The organism is Sphingomonas sp., from assembly GCF_036402235.1.
Taxonomy (GTDB): domain Bacteria; phylum Pseudomonadota; class Alphaproteobacteria; order Sphingomonadales; family Sphingomonadaceae; genus Sphingomonas.
This window is the reverse complement of record NZ_DASWTG010000054.1, coordinates 237168-259624: the sequence shown is the minus strand read 5'-3', so window position 1 is coordinate 259624 and position 22457 is coordinate 237168. Positions and strand designations below refer to the sequence as shown.

16 protein-coding genes and 1 tRNA gene are annotated in these 22457 nt (G+C 68.7%); 7 read left to right on the top strand and 10 right to left on the bottom strand.

Going from position 1 to position 22457, the window contains the following annotated elements; translation table 11 throughout:
• Window positions 1-71 precede the first annotated feature (71 nt).
• Window positions 72-986 (bottom strand): alpha/beta hydrolase, encoded by a 915-nt coding sequence (locus tag VGD28_RS11930; protein WP_331028559.1) that lies wholly within the window; start codon window positions 984-986, stop codon window positions 72-74.
• A gap of 120 nt (window positions 987-1106) precedes the next feature.
• Between VGD28_RS11930 and VGD28_RS11925 the strand changes: the two genes are divergently transcribed.
• Window positions 1107-1190, top strand: a tRNA-Leu gene (locus VGD28_RS11925).
• A 41-nt stretch (window positions 1191-1231) separates the two neighbouring features.
• On the opposite strand, the gene VGD28_RS11920 is transcribed toward VGD28_RS11925, so the two are convergent.
• The 6 genes from VGD28_RS11920 to VGD28_RS11895 all read right to left on the bottom strand — a co-directional run bounded on the left by VGD28_RS11920 (window position 1232) and on the right by VGD28_RS11895 (window position 9537).
• Entirely contained in the window at window positions 1232-2521 is a 1290-nt protein-coding gene (locus VGD28_RS11920) for a sugar MFS transporter (protein ID WP_331028619.1), read from the bottom strand.
• Between the two features lie 220 nt (window positions 2522-2741).
• Window positions 2742-4136, bottom strand: coding sequence for an HlyD family type I secretion periplasmic adaptor subunit (locus tag VGD28_RS11915; protein WP_331028558.1), 1395 nt, complete (start codon window positions 4134-4136; stop codon window positions 2742-2744).
• Window positions 4133-6286, bottom strand: a complete 2154-nt coding sequence (locus VGD28_RS11910) for a type I secretion system permease/ATPase (protein WP_331028557.1) — start codon at window positions 6284-6286, stop codon at window positions 4133-4135. The genes VGD28_RS11915 and VGD28_RS11910 overlap by 4 nt, the downstream gene beginning before the upstream one ends.
• A gap of 23 nt (window positions 6287-6309) precedes the next feature.
• Entirely contained in the window at window positions 6310-7308 is a 999-nt protein-coding gene (locus VGD28_RS11905) for a polysaccharide pyruvyl transferase family protein (protein WP_331028556.1), read from the bottom strand.
• A complete protein-coding gene (locus tag VGD28_RS11900; protein WP_331028555.1) occupies window positions 7305-8786 on the bottom strand; it encodes an oligosaccharide flippase family protein in 1482 nt (493 codons plus the stop codon). Before VGD28_RS11900 ends, VGD28_RS11905 begins: the two co-directional genes overlap by 4 nt.
• Window positions 8776-9537, bottom strand: coding sequence for a glycosyltransferase family 25 protein (locus VGD28_RS11895; RefSeq protein WP_331028554.1), 762 nt, complete (start codon window positions 9535-9537; stop codon window positions 8776-8778). Before VGD28_RS11895 ends, VGD28_RS11900 begins: the two co-directional genes overlap by 11 nt.
• Before the next feature lie 223 nt (window positions 9538-9760).
• Between VGD28_RS11895 and VGD28_RS11890 the strand changes: the two genes are divergently transcribed.
• Genes VGD28_RS11890 through VGD28_RS11870 form a run of 5 tightly spaced genes read left to right on the top strand, consistent with a single transcriptional unit; the run spans window position 9761 to window position 18614 of the window.
• Window positions 9761-10630: a glycosyltransferase family A protein gene (locus tag VGD28_RS11890; protein ID WP_331028553.1), complete on the top strand. Its 870-nt coding sequence runs from the start codon at window positions 9761-9763 to the stop codon at window positions 10628-10630.
• Complete coding sequence (locus tag VGD28_RS11885; protein WP_331028552.1) at window positions 10630-11583, top strand: glycosyltransferase family A protein; 954 nt, start codon at window positions 10630-10632, stop codon at window positions 11581-11583. The genes VGD28_RS11890 and VGD28_RS11885 overlap by 1 nt, the downstream gene beginning before the upstream one ends.
• Window positions 11580-12497: an endonuclease/exonuclease/phosphatase family protein gene (locus VGD28_RS11880; protein ID WP_331028551.1), complete on the top strand. Its 918-nt coding sequence runs from the start codon at window positions 11580-11582 to the stop codon at window positions 12495-12497. Before VGD28_RS11885 ends, VGD28_RS11880 begins: the two co-directional genes overlap by 4 nt.
• Window positions 12494-13792, top strand: a complete 1299-nt coding sequence (locus tag VGD28_RS11875; protein ID WP_331028550.1) for an outer membrane beta-barrel protein — start codon at window positions 12494-12496, stop codon at window positions 13790-13792. The genes VGD28_RS11880 and VGD28_RS11875 overlap by 4 nt, the downstream gene beginning before the upstream one ends.
• A 13-nt stretch (window positions 13793-13805) precedes the next feature.
• Window positions 13806-18614 (top strand): hypothetical protein, encoded by a 4809-nt coding sequence (locus VGD28_RS11870; protein ID WP_331028549.1) that lies wholly within the window; start codon window positions 13806-13808, stop codon window positions 18612-18614.
• On the opposite strand, the gene VGD28_RS11865 is transcribed toward VGD28_RS11870, so the two are convergent.
• From VGD28_RS11865 to VGD28_RS11855, 3 genes are read right to left on the bottom strand one after another with little or no spacing between them, the layout of a single operon-like run.
• Window positions 18590-19315 (bottom strand): serine acetyltransferase, encoded by a 726-nt coding sequence (locus VGD28_RS11865; protein ID WP_331028548.1) that lies wholly within the window; start codon window positions 19313-19315, stop codon window positions 18590-18592. The genes VGD28_RS11870 and VGD28_RS11865 overlap by 25 nt on opposite strands.
• Before the next feature lie 5 nt (window positions 19316-19320).
• The gene (locus tag VGD28_RS11860; protein WP_331028547.1) at window positions 19321-19884 is read right to left on the bottom strand and encodes a polysaccharide biosynthesis/export family protein; all 564 of its coding nucleotides are present in this window, start codon (window positions 19882-19884) and stop codon (window positions 19321-19323) included.
• Entirely contained in the window at window positions 19881-21074 is a 1194-nt protein-coding gene (locus VGD28_RS11855; protein WP_331028546.1) for a glycosyltransferase, read from the bottom strand. The genes VGD28_RS11860 and VGD28_RS11855 overlap by 4 nt, the downstream gene beginning before the upstream one ends.
• 197 nt (window positions 21075-21271) lie before the next feature.
• Between VGD28_RS11855 and VGD28_RS11850 the strand changes: the two genes are divergently transcribed.
• Entirely contained in the window at window positions 21272-22441 is a 1170-nt protein-coding gene (locus VGD28_RS11850) for an acyltransferase (RefSeq protein ID WP_331028545.1), read from the top strand.
• Window positions 22442-22457 lie beyond the last annotated feature (16 nt).

The following is a 22457-nucleotide window of genomic DNA, read 5'->3' as shown; positions in this document are numbered from 1 at the left end:
CGCTGCGCGACGGCACATCATTTCCCGACCGATCAGGGGAAGGGGAGATATAGGAAAGCGAGCGGGCGCTGTCAAACGCCCGCCTTGATCGTTGAGCCGACAAAGGCGAGGATATCGTCGCGCACCCGCTCGTGATGCGTGGCGAACAGGCCGTGTGGCGCGCCCTCATAGACACGGAGGCTGGCGCCGCGAATGCCGGCAGCAGTCGGACGGCCGGTGATGTCGATCGGGGCGGAGGCGTCCTTGGTGCCGTGGATCACCAGCGTCGGCTTGTCGACGCGGGCGAGCGCGGGGCGCAGATCGGTACCGATCAACGCGCGGTTGCACTCGATCGCCGCGGGCAGCCAGGTGTTCAGCATCATCACCTTCATCGCGTCCATCGTCTCGACCGAGGTTTCGGGAGTGAAGAACGGCGCCTTGTTCGCCTCGATCCATTTGGGAAAGTCCCTGCGCCATTCCGCCCGGATCGCTTCGTAGAACGCTTCGGGGGCGCCCACCGCGTTGTCGGTTGTCTTGAGCAGGAAGGGGGCGACCGGGGCAAGCAGCACGATCCGGGCGATGCGGGCGGTGCCGTGCCGCTGGGCGTAGCGCAGGATCTCCGCAGCGCCCATCGAATGGCCGACCAGGATGACGTCGCGCCGGTCGCCGATCACCGCGGCAAGATCGTCGGCGAGCGTGTCCATGTCATAGCCCGAAGGGGGCGCATCGGAACGGCCATGACCCCGGCGGTCGAAGCCGATGCACTCGAAGCCGCGCTCGGCGAAATCGAGGAACAACCGGCTCCACATCGTGCTGTCGAGCGCCCAGCTGTGCGTGAAGACGATCGGCCGGCCCCGGCCCCAGCGGCGGATCGCCAGCCGGGTGCCGTCACGCGCGGCGACATGAGCCGGAGCGCGCGCCTGCGCCGCACGCGCCTCGGCAGGGGCGGCGAGGGTGGTGGCGATCGTTCCGGCGGTGAGTGCGAGCAAGAGATTGCGGCGGTGCATCTGGGCCTCCTTGGTTGCGGGAGATCGGATAGGAGCAGCCGGCGCAGCAGGCGATTACGTCGGAGGTAAAGGCGGTTGCCCGCAACGCCCGCATCGTCTAGCGACGCAGCCTCGCGACGGGCCCCTGTGGCGAAATGGTAGACGCAGTCGACTCAAAATCGACCGCCGAAAGGCATGCTGGTTCGAGTCCGGCCAGGGGCACCAAGGCAAGAGGGCCGGCGGTCACCCACCGGCCCTTTCGCTTCTCAGCCCGCGACGGGGCCGGCATAGGGGCGGCGGGCGTAATAGCCGAACCCCGCGATGATCGCGTAGCAGACCGCAGGCAGGATCAGCGCCAGCCCGAGGCTGCCCGTCGCATCTGCCAGCGCGCCCGTTGCCAGCGGCACCACAGCGCCGCCGAAGATCGCAATATTGATGATTCCCGATCCATCCGCTGCACGGCCGCCCAGCTTCTCGCACGCCAGGCTGAAGATCGTCGGGAACATGATCGAGTTCATCAGGCCGATGGCGAGCAGGCTGTAGCCAGAGACGCTGCCGGCCGTGTTGGTCGAGATCAGGATCAGCGCGACCGCGCCGATAGCGACGAAGGCGAGCAACTTGCCAGGGCTGACCACCCGCATCAGGCCCGAGCCGATGAAACGGCCCACCATCGCGCCGCCCCAATAGAAGCCGATCAGCTTCCCTGCGGCCTGCTCCTCAAGCCCCATCACGCCGGGCTGCATAAGGTAATTGACGATCAGCGAGCCGATCGAGACTTCCGCGCCGACATAGAGGAAGATGCAAAGCGCGCCGAAACCGAAACGCTTGCGCCCGAGCAGGTCGAGGCCAGCAAGCCCGGTGCTCGCCTCGTGCCTCTCCCCCTTGAGACGATTGCGGAACAGCCAGACGACTCCGGCCACGATTGCCAGGGCTGCCGCGATTCCGAGATAGCCGTGCATGATCGCCTTGCTCTCGGCAACGCGATAGGCTTCGAGCGCGGGGCCGGAAAGCTGATCGGCCGTGACCGTTGCGAGGCTGCCGAGGATCAGGATCGAACCGACAATCGGGAAGACGGTAGTGCCCAACGAGTTGAAAGCCTGGGCGAACGTCAGGCGGCTGTGTGTCGTCTCGGGCTTGCCAAGCAGCGAGATCAGCGGGTTGGCGACGACCTGGACGATCACCACGCCGCTCGCCAGCACGAACAGGGCGAAGAGGAACAGGCCGTAGGTGGCATTCTGCGACGCAGGAATGAACAGCAGGCAGCCCACCATCATCGTCAGCAACCCTGCCACCGCGCCGCGCATGTAGCCGAGCTTCTTGACCAGTTTCGCGCCGGGAATGCCGATCACCAGATAAGCGGTGAAGAAGCAGAACTGCACCAGCATCGCCTGGGTGTAGTTAAGCGTGAACAGCTCCTTGAGCTTGGGGATGATCACGTCGTTGAGCGAGGTGATGCCCCCGAAGATGAAGAACAGCGCGAAGACGAAGACCTGGAGGTCAGGAGCGTTGATGCCCTGGGCGGTTCCCTCGCCGGGTGCCGGGTCGGTCGAGCTCAATTGTGTGACGGGTGCGGCCAACGCCCCTCTCCTGTGATAACGTTGTCAATTGCGCGACACATACCGCGCACATGGCGAAAGGCGAACTGAAAATGCCGCCAACGATGCGTGATAGCGATAAAATGGTGCCGGGCTGCAGAACTGAATGCGGCGCCGAGCGGGCGGAAACCTGCGTCGCAAGGAAGCGCTGGATCCTCCCTTCGGGCGAGGGTCGGGAGACTTAGCGCTCCCGCGCTGCTGTCGTGCGGATCTCGTCGATCGGGCTCAGCAGATAGGCGGCGAGCGAGCGGCGGCCGGTGCGGATGTCGGCGGTGACCGCCATGCCGGGGGTGAGCGGGACCTTCGCTCCATCTCGCAGGATCGTCGCCCGGTCCAGCACGACCCGCGCGGTGTAGATCAGTCCGCGTTTCTCGTCCTGCACCGCGTCCGAGCTGACCTGCTCGAGCCTGCCCGGCACGGTGCCGTAGCGCGTGAAGGGGAAGGCCTCGACCTTGAGCGCGACCGGCTGGCCGGCGCCGACGAAGCCAACATCCTTGTTGGCGATCGCTACCTCTGCGACCAGCTCCCCGCGCGCGGGGACGATGACCATGATGGGCCTGGCCGCCTCGACCACGCCGCCGACGGTGTGGACGGCCAGTTGCGTGACCGTGCCGTCGACGGGGCTGACAAGGCGCTGGAGGCTGCCGCGCTTCACCGCCTTGGTCAGTTCCTCCCTGCGGAGCCGCGCGTCGCTCTCGGCCTTGGCGAGATCGGCGAGGAGGCGCGCGCGCGCTTCGGCGGCGGACTGGCTGGAATTGCCGCCGGCCACGGCAATCTGCGCTTCGGCCTTGCGCGCCGTGGCGAGCGCGGCGTCGCGATCGCGCGCCGCGGCGAGGCGTTGGCGGCGCATCTCGATCACACGCAGTTTCGAGACATAGCCTTTCTCGAGCAGCTTCTCGTTGGCGGCGATCTGCTCGTCGAGCAAGGGCAGCGTCTCGTTGAGCTTGGCCGCCTGGATCTGCGCCTCGGCACGGGCGGCGCGGGCGGAATCGGTGTCGGCGGCACGCGTCTGGGTGCCGGCCCTGATCTCGGCAAGCTGGGCGCGGGCGAGCGCGATCTGGGTGGCGACGACGTCCGCGCCGGTGCCCGCCGGCGGGTTGAAGTGCAGGCCCTGGCCGTCGAGCGCGGAGAGGATCGCACGCAAGCGTGCGGCGTCGAGCGCAGCGGTCTCCAGCGCCTTGCGAGCTTGCGCCGTGTCGGCATCGGAGACGGTGGGATCGAGCTCGACCAGAGGCTGGCCAGCACGGACGCTCTGGCCGTCGCGGACCAGTATGGCGTGGACGATCCCCGCCGCGCCAGGCTGGATCAGCTTGACGTCGTCGGCGGGGACGAGCTTGCCCGGCGCCGAAGCGACGACGTCGACCCGGCCAAGGACGAGCCAGAGCAGCGCGGCTGCGAGCAGGCCCAGCAACAGCCAGGTTGTGACCCGCGCGGTCGGCGATACCGGGCGCTCGACGACTTCGAGCGCGGCGGGAAGGAAATCGGTCTCCTCGGTGCGCAGAGCCGTGCGGGCTCGGGCGCGCTCATTGTCGAGCGCGTCGCGGATTGCGGTCCAGTGATGGGTAAGCGCGTTCATACCACTGCCCCCGTCTGGGCGCCGATCTGGCGGCGGTGGAGCGCGGCGTAGCGGCCGCCGAGATGGAGCAGCTCGTCATGCGTGCCGCTCTCGACGATATGGCCCCTGTCCATCGTCAGGATGCGGTCACACTGGCGGATCGCCGAGAGGCGGTGGGCGATGATCAGCACCGTGCGGCCCGCGGCGATCGCCTTCAGATTGCGCTGGACGATCTCCTCGCTCTCGGCATCCAGCGCGCTGGTCGCCTCGTCGAGGATCAGGATGCGCGGGTTGGCGATCAGCGCGCGGGCGATGGCGAGGCGCTGGCGCTGGCCGCCCGAGAAATTGACGCCGCGCTCCTCGACGATCGTGTCATAGCCTTGCGGAAGCGCGAGGATGAAATCGTGCGCGCCGGCCAGCCGCGCGGCGGTCATCACCCGCTCGATCGGCATGGCCGGATCGGAGAGCGCGATATTCTCGCGGATCGAGCGATTGAACAGAATATTCTCCTGCAGCACCACGCCGATCTGGCGCCGCAGCCAGGCGGGATCGATCTGCGCCAGATCGACTCCGTCGACCAGCACCCGGCCGCTTGCCGGAAGATAGAGCCGCTGGAGCAGCTTGGTCAGCGTCGACTTGCCAGAGCCCGAGGCGCCGGCGATGCCGAGCGTGGTGCCGGCGGGCAGATCGAGGCTGATCTCGTCGAGCGTCCAGGGACCGTCGGCGGCATAGCGGAAGCGGACATTCTCGAAGCGGACATGGCCGGCAAGCGCGGGCAGCGCGGTGCGCGATCCCGCGCCGGGCTCGGCGCTCGCATTGAGGATGTCGCCCATCCGCTGGACCGAGAGGCGGACCTGCTGGAAGTCCTGCCAGAGCTGCGCCATGCGGATCACCGGGCCTGAGACGCGTTGGGCGAACATGTTGAACGCGACCAGCCCGCCGATGGTCAGTGCGCCCGCGATCACTTGTTGCGCGCCGAAGAACAGAATCGCGGCGAGGCTCAGCTTGGAGATGAGCTGGACCGCCTGGCTGCCCGAATTGCCGAGGTTGATCACGCGCTGGTTGGCGGCGCTGTAGGCGGCGAGCTGGCGCTCCCAGCGTTCCTGCCATTGCGGCTCGACCGCGGCGGCCTTGAGCGTCTGTATGCCCGAGACGCTCTCGACCAGCAGCGCATTGTTGGCGGCGCCGCGCGCGAACTTCTCGTCGAGCCGGCGGCGAAGCGGCCCGGTGACGAGCAGCGAGACGATCACATAGGCAGGGAGCGTCAGGGCGACGATGACGAAGAGGAGTGGCGAATAGAGCCACATCGCCACCAGGAAGACGATCGTGAACAACGGGTCGACCAGCACGGTGAGCGAGGCATTGGTCATGAACTCGCGCACCGTTTCCAGCTCGCGGACGCGGGTGACGGTGTCGCCGACGCGGCGGTTCTCGAAATAGGCGAGCGGCAGGCGGAGCAGGTGGCGGAAGAGGCGGCTGCCCAGCTCGACGTCCAGTTTCTGGCTGGTCTCCGAATAGAGCCGGGTGCGCAGCCAGCCGAACGCGACTTCCCAGAGCGAGACGATCACCAGCCCGATACTGAGCACCTGGAGCGTGGCGAGGCTGTTGTGTGCGAGCACCTTGTCGACGACGTTCTGGAAGAAGAGTGGTGCGGCCAGGCCGAGCAGGTTGAGCGCCAGGGTGATCAGCAGCACTTCGCCGATCAGTCTGCGATATTTGACGATTTGCGGGACGAACCAGGTGAAGTCGAAGCGCTGGGCGGCGACCTGCGCGGATTCGCGGGTGGTGACGAGGAGGAGGCGGCCGTTCCAGCGCGCGTCGAGCGCGGCACGGTCCCAGCGTTCGATTGCGGCGCCCGGGCGCTGGACCGCGACCGCGTCCTCGCCGACCCGGCCGATCACGAACCAGCCCTCCGCCCCGCTCGCCAGCACGGGCATGGGCAGGCGGCGGAGGCGCTCGAAATCGCCAGTGGTGGCGCGGGCCCGGACGCCTTCCATGCGCTTTGCCAGGCGAAGCAGGTCGCCGGTGCCGATGGGTTCGGCATGACCCAGCGCATGCCGCAACTCGGCCGGATCGGCGGCGACGTGGTGCATCGCGAGAATCAGCGCGAAGGCGGCGAGCCCGTTGTCCTCCGGCTGTGGGGCGGGGTCGAAGGACAGGCCCTGCTTCACGGATCCCTCCTCTGGATAGGGGCTCAGCCGTCGGCCATCTGCGGCGTACGGCGGGCCAGGGCCGTCGCAAACGCCTCGGCACGGCTGGTCGCACGCAGCAGCCCCGAATAGTCGCCCGTCCACTGGTCGGCGAAGCCGGCGACCTTGCCGTAACTGTTGTCGAGCAGCACGTGCGGGATATCGAGCAGCAGCGAGAGGATGTGCGCGTGCAGCCGGTCGGTGACGACCAGCTCGCCCGAGGACAGCATTGCGAGGCCACGCTGGAAACGCCATTCGGCGAGGCGGCGCTGGCGCGCGGCGCGCTGCGCCATCGGATCCCGGATGAAGAGCTTCCCAAGCTTCAATGAGACGCGAAGCTTGCGCTTCTGGGCGGGATCCTCCTCCAGCCAGTCGTCGGCCACCACGCCGGCGGGCAGCGCGGCATCGTCGGCGGCGCGCTCGTGATCGGTGCGCAGTAGCGCGAAGACCGGGACGGCGGCAGGGCCGCGCTGCTGGCGGCCGAGCATCAGCGCCGCGTCGGGGCAGAGGTGGATCGGGCAGTCGAAATGCGCCTGCGCGAAGGCGAGCGACCGCGCGTCGCGGACCAGCAGGGTAAACCGGCCGTGGTCGCGGATCGCCCCGGCCATCTCCTGCGCGGCGGCGGGATCGGCATAGTGGATCGACTCCGGCATCTGGACGATCGGCCGGTCGCGATGCGCACGCAGCAGGTGCAGGCGGAACGCTTCGTGCTTGGGCCAGAGCGTGCCCATATTGCCGCCGCCATGGATCAGGATCGGGCCGCCGCCGATCGCCGCGCGGCAGGCCGCATCGTCGAAATCGGCGATCGCGGAATAATAGGAGGGGAGCCGCCCGCGCCGGCGCAGATAGGCCATCTCGCCGAGCCAGATCGCGGAGTCGCCGACATTGGAGTGATCGGGAAAATCGACCAGGGCGAGCTTGCCCGGGGGCAGCACGCCGTCGAGCACTTGCGCGAAACGCTGGGCGAGTTCGCCGACAAGCTGATCTGCGGTCTTGATGGTCATATCCGGCCCTTTCTGAGGCGTCTGGACAGGGTCAGGAGGCGGCCGCGCCACGGCCGCGAGATGGCGAGCAGCAGAACGGCGTAGAGCAGCCCGCCGAGCGCGGTGAGCAGGAGCAGCAGGCTCCAGCCCGAAAGACGGGTGTCGAGCAGCCGCATCGTGATCGCCAGCGTCACGCCCATCAAGGTTGAGGCGATCAGCGGTGCGCCGACCGCGCGCCAGGTATCGGCCGGGCGGATGCCCGAGGCGCGGCGGAGCAGCAGTATCTGCATCGGCAGGGTGAGGTACGCGCGGCCGACATAGGAGATGGCGACAGCGAGCAGGCCATAGGGTAGCGCCGCCAGTGTCAGGATCACGCCCAGGATCAGCTGCGTCGTCGACAGTGACATCAGGCTGCGCGAGGCGCCAAGCACGCTCAGTGAGGGCGAGGCGAAGAAGTTGAGCGTGAAGGGCACCGCCATGAACGCGAAGATCTGGGCGAGTTGCCCGGCCTCGCCCCATTTCGCGCCGAACACGGTGGGGATCGCGACCGGCGCCAGCGCGCCGAAGCCGACCAGCGCGGGGAAGGAGATAGCCGAGGCCTGGGCGATCATCCAGCGATAGGCGTGGCGCAGTTCGGCCGGATCGTCCTTGACGCGCGCCAGCGTCTGCACTGCGACCTGGGTGAAGGGCTGGATCGCGCCGCGGCCGATCAGCTCGACGGTGCGCCAGGCGGTGCGATAGACGCCGACGGCGGCCAGGCCGATGCCCGCGCCGATCGCCATCTCCTGCACGCGCACGGTCGCGAGGAAGACGAGTTGGACATAGATCAGGCTGGCGTTGAGCATCAGGTTTTCGCGCAGGATCGGGAGTTCGAACTTCCAGCCCGGTCTCCAGTCATAGGAGGCGCGCGAGAGGAATGCGCCGACGATCTCGGTGACGAGGCGCTGGATGACCAGACTCCACAGGCCGAGTCCGGCGAACGCCGCGACCACCGCGCAGGTGCCGCCGATCAGCCCGCCGGCCACCGAACGCAGCGCAGTCGTGCGGTGGCCGAATTCGCGCAGGCGCAGGGCAAGATGGGTGCCGCCGAAGGACGAGATCGGCAGCACCAGGCTCATCACCGCGAGCGGCAGGGCGATGTCCGGCGCGCCCATCAGATCGGCGATCGGCTGGGCGAGTGCAGCGATGAGCGCGGCGGAGAGGAAGGAGAAGCCCTGCTGCGAGCGATAGATGGTGTCGAGAAAGGCAGGGGTGAGCGCGCGCTGCCGGGCGATCGTCTGGACGAGGCCAGCGGTGGAGACGATGCGGAAGGCCTCGGCGGTGACCGCCATCACCGCGAAGGCGCCGATGTCCGCGCGCGTGAGCAGGCGCGCAAGGATGACGAAGACGATGAAGGAGAAGAGCTGGTCCGACAGGAAGCGCATGATCGTCCAGCCGATCGAGCTGCGGCTGCGCGCGCGCAGGCCGTCATCGAAGCGCGCGGGAGGCTCAGCGTTCAAGCAGGCGCCTCGCTTTCAGCATCCGCATCCGCGTGCGCTCGACCTGGCGCCAGGCCCTTTGCCGCAGCGAATGGTAGAGCGGATCGCTCTTGGGCGCGAAGCGGGCGGCGCCGATGTCCGATGCGACCGCCGCCTCCAGGATCGGCGCGGGATAGAGGGCGAGATTGGGCAGGCCGTGTGCCCAGGAGCGGTCCATCTCGTCGTCGATCGGGCGGCGGACGCTGGCGCAATGCGCGGCCAGCCGGCGCGCGCCTTCCAGCGTGATCGCATAGCCCTGGGTGCCGTAGGCGGGGCCGACCAGTTCGACGATCGTGCGTGAATGCTGAAGGAAATCGCGCCGCACCACGCGCTGCCAGGTGGGCCGCTTGGCGTAGAGGCGGAGATAGTCGATGCCGAGCGCGTGGAGATCGGCGCGGGCGAGCGGCTCAAGATAGGCCCAGTCGACCACCGTGTCGTCCTCGAGCACGATCGCCTGAGGAATGCCGCGCGCGACGAGGTCCTGCCAGATCGAGAAATGGCTGGCATAGCAGCCGATCTCGCCCCGGGTCATCGGCCGGCCCTTGTTCCGGCGGATCGCCGGCTCGTCGAGCGTCATGCCCGGCGCGGGGGCGGTGCACGCATCGAAGAAGCGCCAGGCGAGCGACGTGCCCGCCGCACGCGCGGCAAAGGCGGCGCGGCGCGCCTCGGCAGTTTCGAGCGACACCACCAGAATCTCGGCGGCGGCGCCCATTTCGGGCAGAGACTCACCCATACGCACACGCCTCCTGCTCATAGTCGCTGCAGTGCTTTTGCAGTGCAGCAATCTGAATCCTCCGGCGCGATCCTTGGTAGCGGCCAAAGCTGGGAGAACGAAGGCATCGGCTGCTCCGGTCGTCGGAGCAAAGGGGCAATTCAGCGTTCGCAGGCGCGGCATAAGGTTGACCCGGGCGTCGCCGCGGGCTGTCTGGCAACGACTGCACCGAACAGGCGTATCTATGTTTCAAGCAGCTGTCGTCATACCCGTGTGGAACGGAGAAGCGGTGATCGCCCGCTGCCTGGACGCGATTGCCCGGCAGACTCTGCCGCGCGATGCGTTCCAGATCATCGTCGTCGATAATGGGTCAAGCGACTCCACTGCCGAGATCGTGCGCAGCTATCCTGGCGTCGAGCTGCTGGCGGAGAAGCGGCCCGGCTCCTATGCCGCGCGCAACCTGGGGATCGGGCGCGTCCAGGCACCGGTCACGGCCTTCACCGATGCCGATTGCGCGCCCGCGCCCGACTGGCTCGAGCAGGTGCTGCGCGCGGCGGCGGCGAATCCAGGCTTCGGCGTACTCGCCGGCAAGATCGAGCTGTTCGACGAGATCGCGCAGGAGCGCGAGGTGTTCGGCGATTACGAGCGGCTGTTCAGCTTCCCCCAGGCACATGCCGCGCGCGGCAATTGCGCCACCGCCAATTGGGCGAGCCGGACGGCGCTGCTCCGTGCGCTGGGCGGGTTCGACGCGGCGCTCAAGTCCGGCGGCGACCGACAGATGGCGTTGCGCATCCGCGATGCCGGGCACCCGCTTGTCTATGTGCCCGAGATGGTCGTGCGCCATCCGGTGCGCGCGAGCCGGGCCGAGCTGGTGCGCAAGCGCCAGCGGCTGAGCGGCGGGCGCTGGGACCGTACCGCCCGCCGGCCGCGGCTGGCGCATGTGCTGGGCATCACTGCGATCGACACGGTCCGGCGGCTGCGCCGGGCGGCGATCTCGCGCGAGCTCTCGCTGCAGCGGCGGCTGGCGGTGATGCTGCTGACTCTCGAGCTCGCCGGGGTGGCGGTGCGCGAATTCCTTCATCTCGCCGGGGGGCGAAAGGCAGCAAGGGACTGATGACCACGCCTCGCTTCTCCGTGGTGATGCCGCTCTACAACAAGGCCGGGCATGTCCGCGCGGCAATCGAGAGCGTGCTCGCCCAGACGATGCCCGCGCACGAGATTCTGGTGATCGACAATCGCTCGACCGATGGCGGGCGCGAGCTGGTGGCAGGGATCGGGCACGAGCGGATTAAGCTGCTCGACCTGCCGACGCCGGGGCCGGGCGGCTATGCCGGGCGCAACCTCGGCATCCGTTCGGCAAATGGCGACTGGATCGCGTTCCTCGACGCGGACGACCTGTGGTCGCCCGGGCATCTCGCGGTGCTGGCCCGGGGCATCGCCGCCGATCCCGGAGTGCGTGCGGCGGCGACGCGGTTCGACCATGTCTTTGCTGACCGCAGCCAGAAGCAGCGGATCGCGCGGGCACTGGAGCAGCCGGTCACGCTGGGCCTCGCCGGGTTTCTGGAGGCCTGGCTCGCGGTACGGGAATGCCCGATGTGGACGGGCGCGATCGCGATACGGCGCGACACGCTGTTCGAGGCCGGACTGTTTCCCGAAGGCAAGGCGGTGCGCGGCGGCGACAAGGATCTGTGGCTGCGCGTGATGGGGCAGGGGCAGCTGCGCTATGATCCTGGGGTCACGGCGGTGTTCCACCGCGACTCCGAGAACAAGGTCAGCAAGTCGACCAGCACGCTGGGACTGCCGTGCTTGGTCGATACCGCGCGCGGGATGATGGCTGGCGCGAGCCCGCGCGAGGCGGCGCTGTTGCGGCGGCTGGTGAACCAGGAGATCGCCCATTATGCGCGCTACGCGATGAAGCATCCGGGGCGGACGGCGATCCGGCTGGGCGACGTCTATCTGCCCGAAGGGGTCGGCACCGCGGCGCTGCTGCTAGCTGCCAAGCTGGTACCCGCCTCGCTGCGACAATCCGGTCATGCCCTGCGCAACCGGCTGCTCGCCCGCGCGTGAGGCTGGCTCGCAACCTGGGTTACCTGCTGATCGGCGGGGGATGTCTGGCCGCGTGGCTGGCACTTGCGGGCGCATGGGTGCCGCCGCTCGACGCTCTGGCATCGTTCCTGCCCGTGTTCGGCATGGCGATCCTGCTGGGATTGCCGCTCGCGTGGCGACAGGGCCGCTGGATGATCGCCGCCGCGCTGCTCGGCCTCGTCCCGGTGGCGTTGCGGGTGGTGCCCGAGCTGATCCGCGACGTGCCGATGGCGCGTTCGGGGACGGCACAGGTGCGCGTGCTCACCCACAATGTCTGGCAGCGCGACGACAGCCCGGCCGATACCGCGCAAGCAATCCTCGACGCCCGGCCCGATATAGTGACGCTCCAGGAGGTGGACGGCAGCTTCCGGCCGATGCTGGCGGCGCTGCGCCAGCATTTCGCCCATGGCACCGCCTGCCCCCCCGGCTGCGACCTCGCCATCTTCTCGCGCTGGCCGATCACCAACAGCGACTATTTCCTGAAGGACCGTGCTGGCCGCAAGTTCGGCCCGCCCATGCTCTGGGCGCGGATCGCCGGTCCGGATCAGCGGCCCTTCACCGTGATGACGCTCCACTATCCGCGGCCCACCTCGCGCGATCAGGCGTTGCGCCGGCGGGCCGTGGCGCAGGCGCTGGCACGGATCGATCGCGGCCCGCTCATCGTTGCAGGCGACATGAATCTCACGCCCTGGGCTGCAGCGATGAACGCGCAGGACCGCGCGCTCGCGCCGCTCGCGCGCATGACGCGCGCGCTTCCGAGCTGGCCGCGGGCGGTTCCCTTCCTGCCGATCGACCAGCTCTATGCGGGACCGGACTGGGGGCTGGTGGCGGCGAGCCAGCTGCCGGCGACCGGATCGGATCATCGTCCGCTGCTCGTTACGCTGGCGCGCCGGTGAGGCAGGCAGCGTTCCTCGCGCTGCTCGGCAGCTGCGCGTTCGCAGCGCCTGCGCTCGCGCAGCAATCGGATGCGACCGACGGACTCGGCTCGGTAGAAAGCGAGAACCCCTTCGGGCGCGATCGCAACGTCAGCGTGCTCGAGCGCCGCCGGCCCGACTATGCGCCTGAGCCGGTCCGCATCGGCACGATCGAGCTGATGCCACGGATGGCGGTCGGCGCAGGCTATGACGACAATCTCTACGCCCAGCCCGACGACAGGATCGGCGACGCTTACCTTCGCATCCGCCCCAAAATCTCGCTGGTGCGGCCCTCACCCAATCTGAAGCTCTCGCTCGATGGCGAGCTGGACCTGCTACGCTATGCCGGCCGCACGAGCGAGAATGCGACCCAATATGCGCTGAACGCGGGTGCGCTCTACACGATCAGCAAATCGGACACGCTCAACCTCAGCGTGCGCAACGGGCGCTACAGCCAGGAACGCGTCTCGCCCGATTCGCCCACCCAGGCATCGCGGCCGATCCGTTTCACGCTGAGCGAGGGGACGGCGACCTATACCCATGTCTTCAACCGGTTGCGGGTGCGCGGCGTGCTCAATGTCGAGAACCGCAACTATGCCGACAGCGTGACGCCGGGCGGCGCCCCGATCGACCAGGATTTCCGCGACCACACCACCTATACCGGCACCGCGATCGGCGAGTATGCGCTGAGCCCCAGCATCGCGCTGTTCGTGGCGGGATCGCTCAACCGGCGAGACTATCGCGAACGGGCAGGGCCGGTGCCGGCGCGCGATTCGAGCGGGTTCGAGCTGGCGGGCGGGGCGAGCTTCGAGCTGGGGCGCAAGGCGCGCGGCGCGCTGCGGCTCGGCTATCTCCGCCAGGACTACAAGCCGGCGGCTTTCGAGGACGTCTCCGGCTTCCTGGTGCGCGGCGAGCTCGCCTATTTCCTGACGCCGCTGGTGACGATCACCGGCACGATCGGCCGGGGCATCCGCGAGACCGGAGTCAACGGCGCGACCGGCTATCTGGCCACCAACATGACGTTGCGCGCGGACTATGAGCTGCTGCGCAACCTGATCCTGGGCGTTGGCGGCGAGCTGGAGAAGCGCGACTTCAACAATATCGACCGGCGGGACGATCGCTGGACCTGGCGCGCCAGCGGCTCCTACCTGTTGAGCAAGCGGATGGCGCTGCGGCTCGACCTGCAGCGGCGCACCCAGTCGAGTTGGGGGGCGACGGCGGGGCGGCGCTTTGCCGACAATCGGATTTCGGTGGGGGTGACCTTTTCAGGCCTATGACGGGAGCCTTGCCATGCCTACGCTCTATATCTCGCCGACCGGCAGCGGCTCGGGCGACGGCTCGAGCGCCGCGAATGCCGCCACATTGGAGGATCTGCCGCAGCTGATCGCGGCGGCGGGGCCGGGCGGGCAGGTGCTGCTGCTCGCCGACCAGGGAGCCTATGCCGCGCCGACCGGGGCGCTGGCGCTCGTCTCGGGCGGAACCGCGAGCGCACCGGTGACGATCCGCGGGGTCGACAGCGCGGGCAATGCGATGGCGGCGACGATCGCCGGCACGCGGCTTGAGCCGTTCGATCCGGCCGCTCCATCGGGCGAGGAAGTGTTCCGGCTGCTCGGCGGCGCGAACAATCTGCGCTTCAGCGACCTCGCCTTCCAGAATGTCGGCACGGCCTTCCGCGTCGGGGCGGACGTGAGCAACCTGGCGATCGAGCATGTCGACGCCACCAACGTCTCCCGCTTCTTCGACAATATGGTCTCGGGCGCCAATGCCAGCGCGACGATCTCCGGGCTGACCATCCGTGACGTCGCGGTGAATGGCTATTCCAAGGGCGCGATCCGTATCCAGTATGACAGCAACAATGTGCTGATCGAGGATGTGCGCGGCGACAGCCAGTTCCAGGACGGCGACAATTTCGCGATCGGCGTCCACATCACCGGCACCGCGCACGATGTGACGATCGATCGCGTCGCCATGCGCAACGCGCTCGACACGGTGAACGACTATCGCAACGGGGACGGCTTCGCGACCGAGCGCGGCACTTACAACATCACGCTGCGGAACGTGATCGCCACGGGCAACAGCGATGGCGGGCTCGACCTCAAGAGCGACAATATCGTCGTCGATGGCGCGATCGTCTCGGGCAACGGCCGCAACATCCGGCTGTGGGGCACGGGCGCGCAGCTCAGCAACATCGTCAGCCTTGACGCGGGTGCGCCGCTGGCGGGCGGCAATCGCGAGCATATCTGGCTGGCTGAAGGTGCAAGCGCGACGATCGACGGGGCGTTCTTCTCCGACCCCGGCTCGCCGACGCTGTTCAACCTCGCCGAGAGGAACGGCACGCTGACGGTGCGCGACTATGGCCTCGCCACCGGTGCCGGCACGGTGACGTCGAAGAAGGGCTCGGGATCGGTGCTGGTCCTGGACGGGCAGCGCGTGGTGGTCACGGCGGGGACGGCGGGAGACGATCTGATCGGCGGAACGGCGGGCGCGGATGCGCTGCTGGGCGGGGCAGGCAATGACATGCTGGTCGGCAATGCCGGCGATGATGCGCTGTCCGGCGGTGCGGGCGCGGACATATTGGTCGGTGGCGCCGGGCGCGACCTGCTCAGCTATGCGGGCAGCGCGGCCGCGGTGCAGGTCGATCTGACACGGCTCACCGCCAGCGGCGGCGATGCCGGGGGCGACCTGTTCGACGGATTTGAGGATGTCGAGGGCTCCGCCTTCGCCGACACGCTGGCAGGCGACGCCGGCGCGAACCGGCTGTTCGGCGGAAACGGTGACGACGTGCTTTCGGGCGGCGGCGGGGACGACCTGCTCGATGGCGGCGCGGGCGCGGACCAGCTCGATGGAGGGGCCGGGATCGACCGGGTGGATTATGGCAGCAGCGGCGCGGGTGTGGTGGTCGACCTGGCCGATGGCGCGGCGAGTGGCGGCGAAGCGGCGGGTGACCGGCTGGTCGGGATCGAGGCGGTGGATGGGTCGACCTTTGCCGATACGCTCGCCGGCAGCGAAGGTGCGGACTGGATCGGCGGCGGTGCGGGCGACGACCGGATCGACGGACGGGGGGGAGACGATCTCCTCGTGGGCGGGGCAGGTGCCGACACGCTGATCGGCGGCGGCGGGTTCGACAGCGCCGACTATTCGGGCAGCGGCGGCGCGGTCACGATCGATCTCGTCGCGGGCACTGGCAGCGGCGGTGACGCTCAGGGCGACCGCCTTGAGGGGGTCGAGCGGCTGATCGGCTCGAGCTTTGGCGATGCGCTGACCGGCGACGGCTTCGACAATGTGCTGGTGGGCGGCGCGGGTGCAGACCGGTTGACCGGTGGTGCCGGGGTCGACGCCGCCGATTACTCGGCAAGCGGCGCAGCGGTGAACGCGGTGCTCGGCGCTACCGGCAGCGGCGGCGACGCCCAGGGCGACGTGCTGTCGGGGATCGAGAATCTCGTCGGCTCGGGTTTCGGCGATGTGCTGGTCGGCGATGGCGCGGCCAATGCGCTGTCGGGCGGCGGTGGTGACGACCGGCTGGCCGGCAGGGGCGGGGCGGACCGGCTCGACGGTGGAGCCGGTATCGACATCGCCGACTTCGCGACCAGCGCGAGCATGGTGACGGCGGACCTTGCGGCGGGCACGGCGTCGGGCGGGGTGAGCCTCGTCGCGATCGAGGGCCTGATCGGCTCGGCGTTCGACGATGTGCTGAACGGGGATGCGGGCGGCAACCGGCTGGTCGGCGGCAAGGGGGCGGACCTCATCAATGGGCGCGATGGCCTCGATACCGCCGACTATTCGGGTTCGACGGCGGCAGTGCAGGTCGATCTTGCCCTGTCGGTGCAGGGCGGCGGCGATGCTGCGGGGGACCGGCTGACGGGCATCGAGGCGCTGGTCGGCTCGGCCTTTGACGATGTGCTGGCCGGGGTGGGCGAGGCCGAAGCGCTGTATGGCGGCACGGGCGCGGACCGGCTCGAAGGGCGCGGCGGCGACGATCTGCTCCAGGGCGGCGCGGGCGCCGATGTGCTGATCGGCGGGGACGGCATCGATACGGTCGACTACAGCGCCAATGCAGGTGCGATCTCGATCAACCTCCAGACGGGTGCGAGCAGCGGCGGCGATGCCGGGGGCGACCGGTTCGACGGGATCGAGCGCTTCATCGGCACCGGCTTCGCCGATACGATCATCGGCGACGGGGCAGACCAGATATTGGTCGGCGGCGCGGCGGGCGACCGGCTGGATGGTGCCGGCGGCTTCGACATCGCGGTCTATGCGGGCAGCGCCGCGGGCGTGAAGATCAACCTGGCGACCAATGCCCTGTCGGGCGGCGATGCGCAGGGCGATAGCCTTGCTGGGATCGAGGGGCTCGTGGGCAGTGCCTTCGCCGACACGCTGACGGGTGATGCGAACGCCAACCGGATCGAGGGCGGCGCGGGCAATGATACGCTCGACGGCGGCGCGGGCGCGGATGTGATGATCGGCGGCGGCGACGACGACTCCTATGTGGTCGACAATGCCGGCGACCAGGTGATCGAGACGGTCGGCGGCGGGCTCGATATCGTGCGCACCAGCCTGTCCTCGCTGACGCTCGCCGACGGGGTCGAGGACTTGAGCTACACAGGCGGCGGCGGCTTTGCGGGGACCGGCAATGCGCTCGACAACAGCCTCTATGGCAAAGCGCTGAATGACGCGCTCTACGGGCTCGACGGCGACGACAAGCTGGTCGGCGGCGCCGGCGCTGACCTGCTCGACGGCGGCGCGGGGCGCGACCAGGTCGATTACACCAAGTCCGCCGCGATCACCGTGAACCTTGCCACCAATGTCAATCGCGGCGGCGAAGCCGAAGGAGACCGGCTGGTCGGCATCGAGACCGTGATCGGTTCCAACTATGCCGACAGCATCACCGGCAGCGACGATCCGCTGGCCGGCGACACGCTCTATGGGCGGGGCGGCGACGACGTGCTGGCCGGCGGCGCGGGCGACGACCAGCTTGACGGCGGCAGCGGCAACGACGTGCTGCGCGGTGGCGCCGGCAACGATCTCTATGTCGTCTATGAGGCCGGCGATCAGGTGATCGAGGCGGCGGGGGAGGGGCGCGACCGCATCCGCACCGCTGCGAGCAGCTACACGCTCGGCGCCAATGTCGAGGAGCTGGTCTATACCGGGACGATCGGAGCGACGATGACCGGCAATGCGCTGGACAATTTCATCGTCGGCAGCGGTGGTGAGGACCGGCTGGCCGGGGGAGAGGGCGCAGACGTGCTGCGCGGCGGGGCGGGCGGCGATGTGCTCGACGGCGGCGCGGGATCGGACACCGCGGAATATGCCGGATCGCTCGGCGGCGTGCTGGTCAATTTGCGTAGCCAGACTGCGACTGGTGGCGATGCCATGGGCGACAGGCTGGTGAGCATCGAGAATGCGCAGGGCTCGGCTTATGCTGATGTGCTGCTGGGCAGCGCCGGGGCCAATGTGCTGACCGGCGGCGAAGGCGACGATGTGCTCTCGGGCGACGACGGCAACGACACGCTGCGCGGCGGTATCGGCGTCGACCGGCTCGATGGCGGCAAGAACGAGGATGCGCTTTACGGCGAGGACGGCGACGACACGCTATACGGCGGGCAGCAGACCGACCGGCTATATGGCGGCGCGGGCAAAGATCTTCTGGTTGGCGATACCGAATGGATCTCGTCGCTCGCCGCCAGGGACACGCTGGATGGCGGCGACGGCGATGACGTGCTGATCGGCGACGGGATGAGCATGACGGCGAACGGAGTCGGTGGCGCCGACACGCTGATCGGCGGGCTCGGTAACGACGTGCTGCATGGCGACGCCATGACGATGGCGGCCGGTGCGCGCGGCGGCAATGACAAGCTGACCGGCGGCGGCGGGAGCGACCGCTTCGTCTTCACCCGGGGATCGGGAGCCGACGAGATCACCGATTTCACGCGCGGCGGCGTCGAGGCTGACCGGATCGACCTCAGCGCCTTCGACGTCGCCTATGAGGCGCTACGCTTCACCACGAGCAGCGCGGGCGTGACGATCCAGCTCGGCGGCGCCGACACGATCTTCGTGCGTGGCGTCACGTCGCTGGATCAGAACGACTTCGTTTTCGGCTGATCCTGGACCCAGCCGTGCAGCGCGCCGTCGCACGCGGCGAGCAGCTCGGGCGGGGCCAGGCGGTTGATATAGCCGTCCGACCCTTGGTCCGAGAGCAATTTGGCGGGGATGCCGCCGACCACGCCGCGCTCGGGCACGTCCTTGGTCACCACGGCATTGGCGCCGATCGCCGCTTCTGCGCCGACCTGAATCCCGCCGATCACCTTGGCGCCCGAGCCGAGGAAGGTGCGGTCGCCGATCACCGGGGCGCCGCGCTTGGCACCGCGGTTCATATAGCCGAGCACCACGCCATGCGTGACGTTGACGTTGCTGCCCAGCACGGTGTCGCCATGGAAGTAGAAGCCGCCGAAGCGGTTGAGGAACAGGCCCGGGCCGATCTCCATATATTCGGGGATGGCGAAGCCATATTTGTACCGCGCGCGCAGCAGCAGCCACTTGGCGAACGGATAGAGGCCGAAGGCCTTGGCGGGCTTGAGCTTGAGCCAGCCGGCGGTGCGCATCAGCACGGTGTATTTATAGCCCGGCGTGAAGGCATAGTGTTTCGCGAAGGCGCCGAAGCTGACGCGTCCGGCATAGCGATAGAGATCGGCGGCGAGCAGCGCGCGGAGCTTGGCGAAGCTGACCGGGCAGCCGCGCAGATGGGGCTTGCCGCTTTCGGGCAAGGGCTCTTCGAGCGCGGGCGCGAGCGATGCAGTGGCCATGTCCATCAGAAATAGCGCTCGCCGAAGCGGATCGTGTCGCCGGGCAGCACGGGGAAATCGGCGCTCATCGGATAGGCGCGCTCGCCTGCCTCGCCCGCGCGCTTGAGGAAGACGCGCTTCTCGTTGGCGCGATAGGTGAAGCCGTCGGCCTTGGCGACCGCGCCACGGATGGTGAGTCCCTGGGTATAGGGATATTCGCCGGGCTTGTTGACCTCCCCCAGGATGTAGACCGGGCGGAAGCTCGCGACCTGCACCGTGACCTTGGGCTGGAGCAGATAGCCGTCGAGCAGCTCGGTCTCGATCGTCTTGGAAAGCTGGTCGGGCTGGAGGCCGGCGGCCTTGATCTCGCCGATCAGCGGGAAGGCGATCGTCCCGGCGGGCGAGACCTCAAAATCGCCGCTGAGCGCGACCTCGCCATAGGTTGCGACCTTGATCTTGTCGCCGGGCGACAGGGTGAAGGCGGCGGCGGCGGGCGGCGGGGTGCCGCTGCCGGCGAGCGGAGTCTGGCCGGCACATCCGCCGAGCAACGACAGTGCCCCGGCCAATGCGATCTGCATATGCCATTTCATGAACTTACTCCCGAACGCGACGGTGCATGGTCTCTGGGCCGGGGCGCGGGGACGGGCGACGCGGCAAGCGCTGCCTCGATCCGCGCCCAATAGTTCGCGGCGGCCTGCTCGACGCCGTAAGCGCGCGACCGGGCGATAGCGTGCGCACCGCAGGCGCTGCGGCGTGGCTCGGCGAGCACCCGGAGGAGCGCCGCGGCGAAACTTGCAGGGTCATCCGTGGGGACCAATGCTCCGGCATCGACATCGATCCCGCCCGCGACAGCATTTCGGGGAAGATCGGCCAGGATCTCGGACGGGCCAGAGGCGCAGTTGGTGGCGACGACGGGGACACCGCAGGCCATCGCCTCGACCAGCCCGTTGGGAAACCCCTCGGCATTGGAGGGCATGGCATAGACTTGGGCGCGGGCGAGCAGCGCATAGGGATTGGCGAGGAAGCCCGGCATGTCGATCCGGTCGGCGATGCCCAGCGTCGCGGCCAGCGCTGCGAGCGCGGCGCGCTCCGGCCCCTCGCCCAGGATGACGAGGCGCTCGGCAGGGTTCGCCTGCGCATAGGCGCGCAGCAGCAGGGCGAAATTCTTGTTGGGCACCAGCCGGCCGGCGGCGACGACATAGGGGCCGGCCGGAGTGAAGGCGGGCGTTTCGGCGGCGAGTCTGGCGATCTGCGCGTGGTCGACCGGGTTGGCGATCGCCGACATGCGCGCGCGCGCCACGCCGAAATTGCCGGCGAGATCGTCGACCACGCCTTCGGACACGGCGATGACGTGAGCGGCGCGAGGATAGGTCATGCGGACCATCGCCTTGGCGGCGATCGCCCCACGCCCCTTGCCCAGATGCGCGCTGGTATTGACGCGCTCGCTGATCAGCCAGGGCCGGCCGCGCCCCGTCATCGCCCAGGCGTTGGCGACATTGGCGCGGGTGAGGAAGCTGAGCGTGGCGTCGGGCGAGATCCGACCGATCAGCGTGCGCAACTGGTGGAGGCTCGGCAGCAACCGGTGGCGCGCATCGAGCTGGTGGACCTTGACCCAATCGGGCACGGCATAGGCGCGCGGCTCGTCGTCGAGCAGCGCCAGATGCATCTCGTAGCGCGCGCGCCACGGCGCCGAGCCGCCGAGCAGCGTGGTAAGCACGCGCTCTGCTCCCCCACCTGCGAGCGAGTTGATCGCGAACATGATCCGCTTTCTCTCCGGCATCGTTCCTCGCTGGCGTTTCATGCGGAATCCGGCTCCGGTGGAAAGGCCTATCACGCGAATTTGTTGCGATGCACCATGTGCTGACCCGCTCTGTCGTCCGGGAGGGGCGACTGGCCGATTAGCGGGCGCCGCGCGGTAGTTTCACCGCGCTGGGCGGCTATCACCGGCGCATCCAGGAACGGCGGCGGAGATGCACGATGGGCATGGGACGAGTCGACACGCGGCGAGTCGAGTGTCTCGATGGTTTGCGCGGCTTGGCCGCACTCTGGGTGCTGATCGGACACATGATGATCCTCACCGGCTTTCGCCTGCCGCTGGTGAGCAAGCCCGATCTGGGCGTCGACCTGTTCATCCTGCTCTCGGGCTTCCTGATGGTATTCCAGTACCAGCTGCGCGCGGACCGCGAGGACTGGAGCGCGCCCGGCACCTGGACGGCGTTCTGGACGCGCCGCTTCTTCCGCCTCGCACCGCTCTTTTACGTCACGCTGGCGGTAGCGCTGATCGCGGGACCGGCCATCTATGAGAGCCGGGCGGCGATCGACAGCTTTATGGGGCAAGCGCTCCAGCCGCGCGAGCGCTATGCCGATTCGAGCTTCGCCAATGTTGCGGTGCATGTGAGCTTCGTGTTCGGGCTGCTGCCCGGCTATGCCTTCCGCACCCCGCTGCCCGACTGGAGCTTGGGGCTGGAGATGCAATTCTACGCGCTCTTTCCCTTCCTGGTGCTGCTCGCCCGGCGCACCGGCTGGGTGCCGGCGGCACTGATCGCGGGAGGTGTCGGCGCGGTGGCGGCGCTGGCGGTGACGGCGGCGGGGCTCGACTATCCGATGCCGTCCTTCCTGCCGCTTAAGCTCCACCTCTTCCTGTGCGGTATGCTGATCGCGGCCGATCCCGGGCGGGGGAGGCGGATTTGGTTGCATCTCGCGGCGGCGGTGCTGCTTGCCGCGATCCCGATCGGCGGCGATCAGGATCTGCTCCACTTCGCGGTGCGCGAGCTGCTCGTGCTCGGCTTCTTCGCATTAGTCCATCTGCGCACGCTCGGCGCCGTCGAGCGCGTGGCGCGGCTGCTGGGGAGCCGGCCTTTCTACTGGCTGGGCGAGCTTTCCTATGGCAGCTATCTGATCCACTTGCTGATCCTTCAGCCCGTCGCAGCGGCGGTGATCAGCCGGTTCGGCACCGGACTCGGCGCGATCGAGCGGTTCGCGCTGACTGGCATGATCGTGGTGCCGGTCACCTATGGCCTGGCTTATGTCACCTATCGCCTGGTCGAGCTGCCGGGGCAGCGGCTCGGCAAGGCGGTGATCCGGCGCGCGACGGGCAACGCTACCCGTTCGCGCCAGACGGTGCCGGAAGAACTCGCCGCGCCCTGATCCTGCGAGAGAGGGC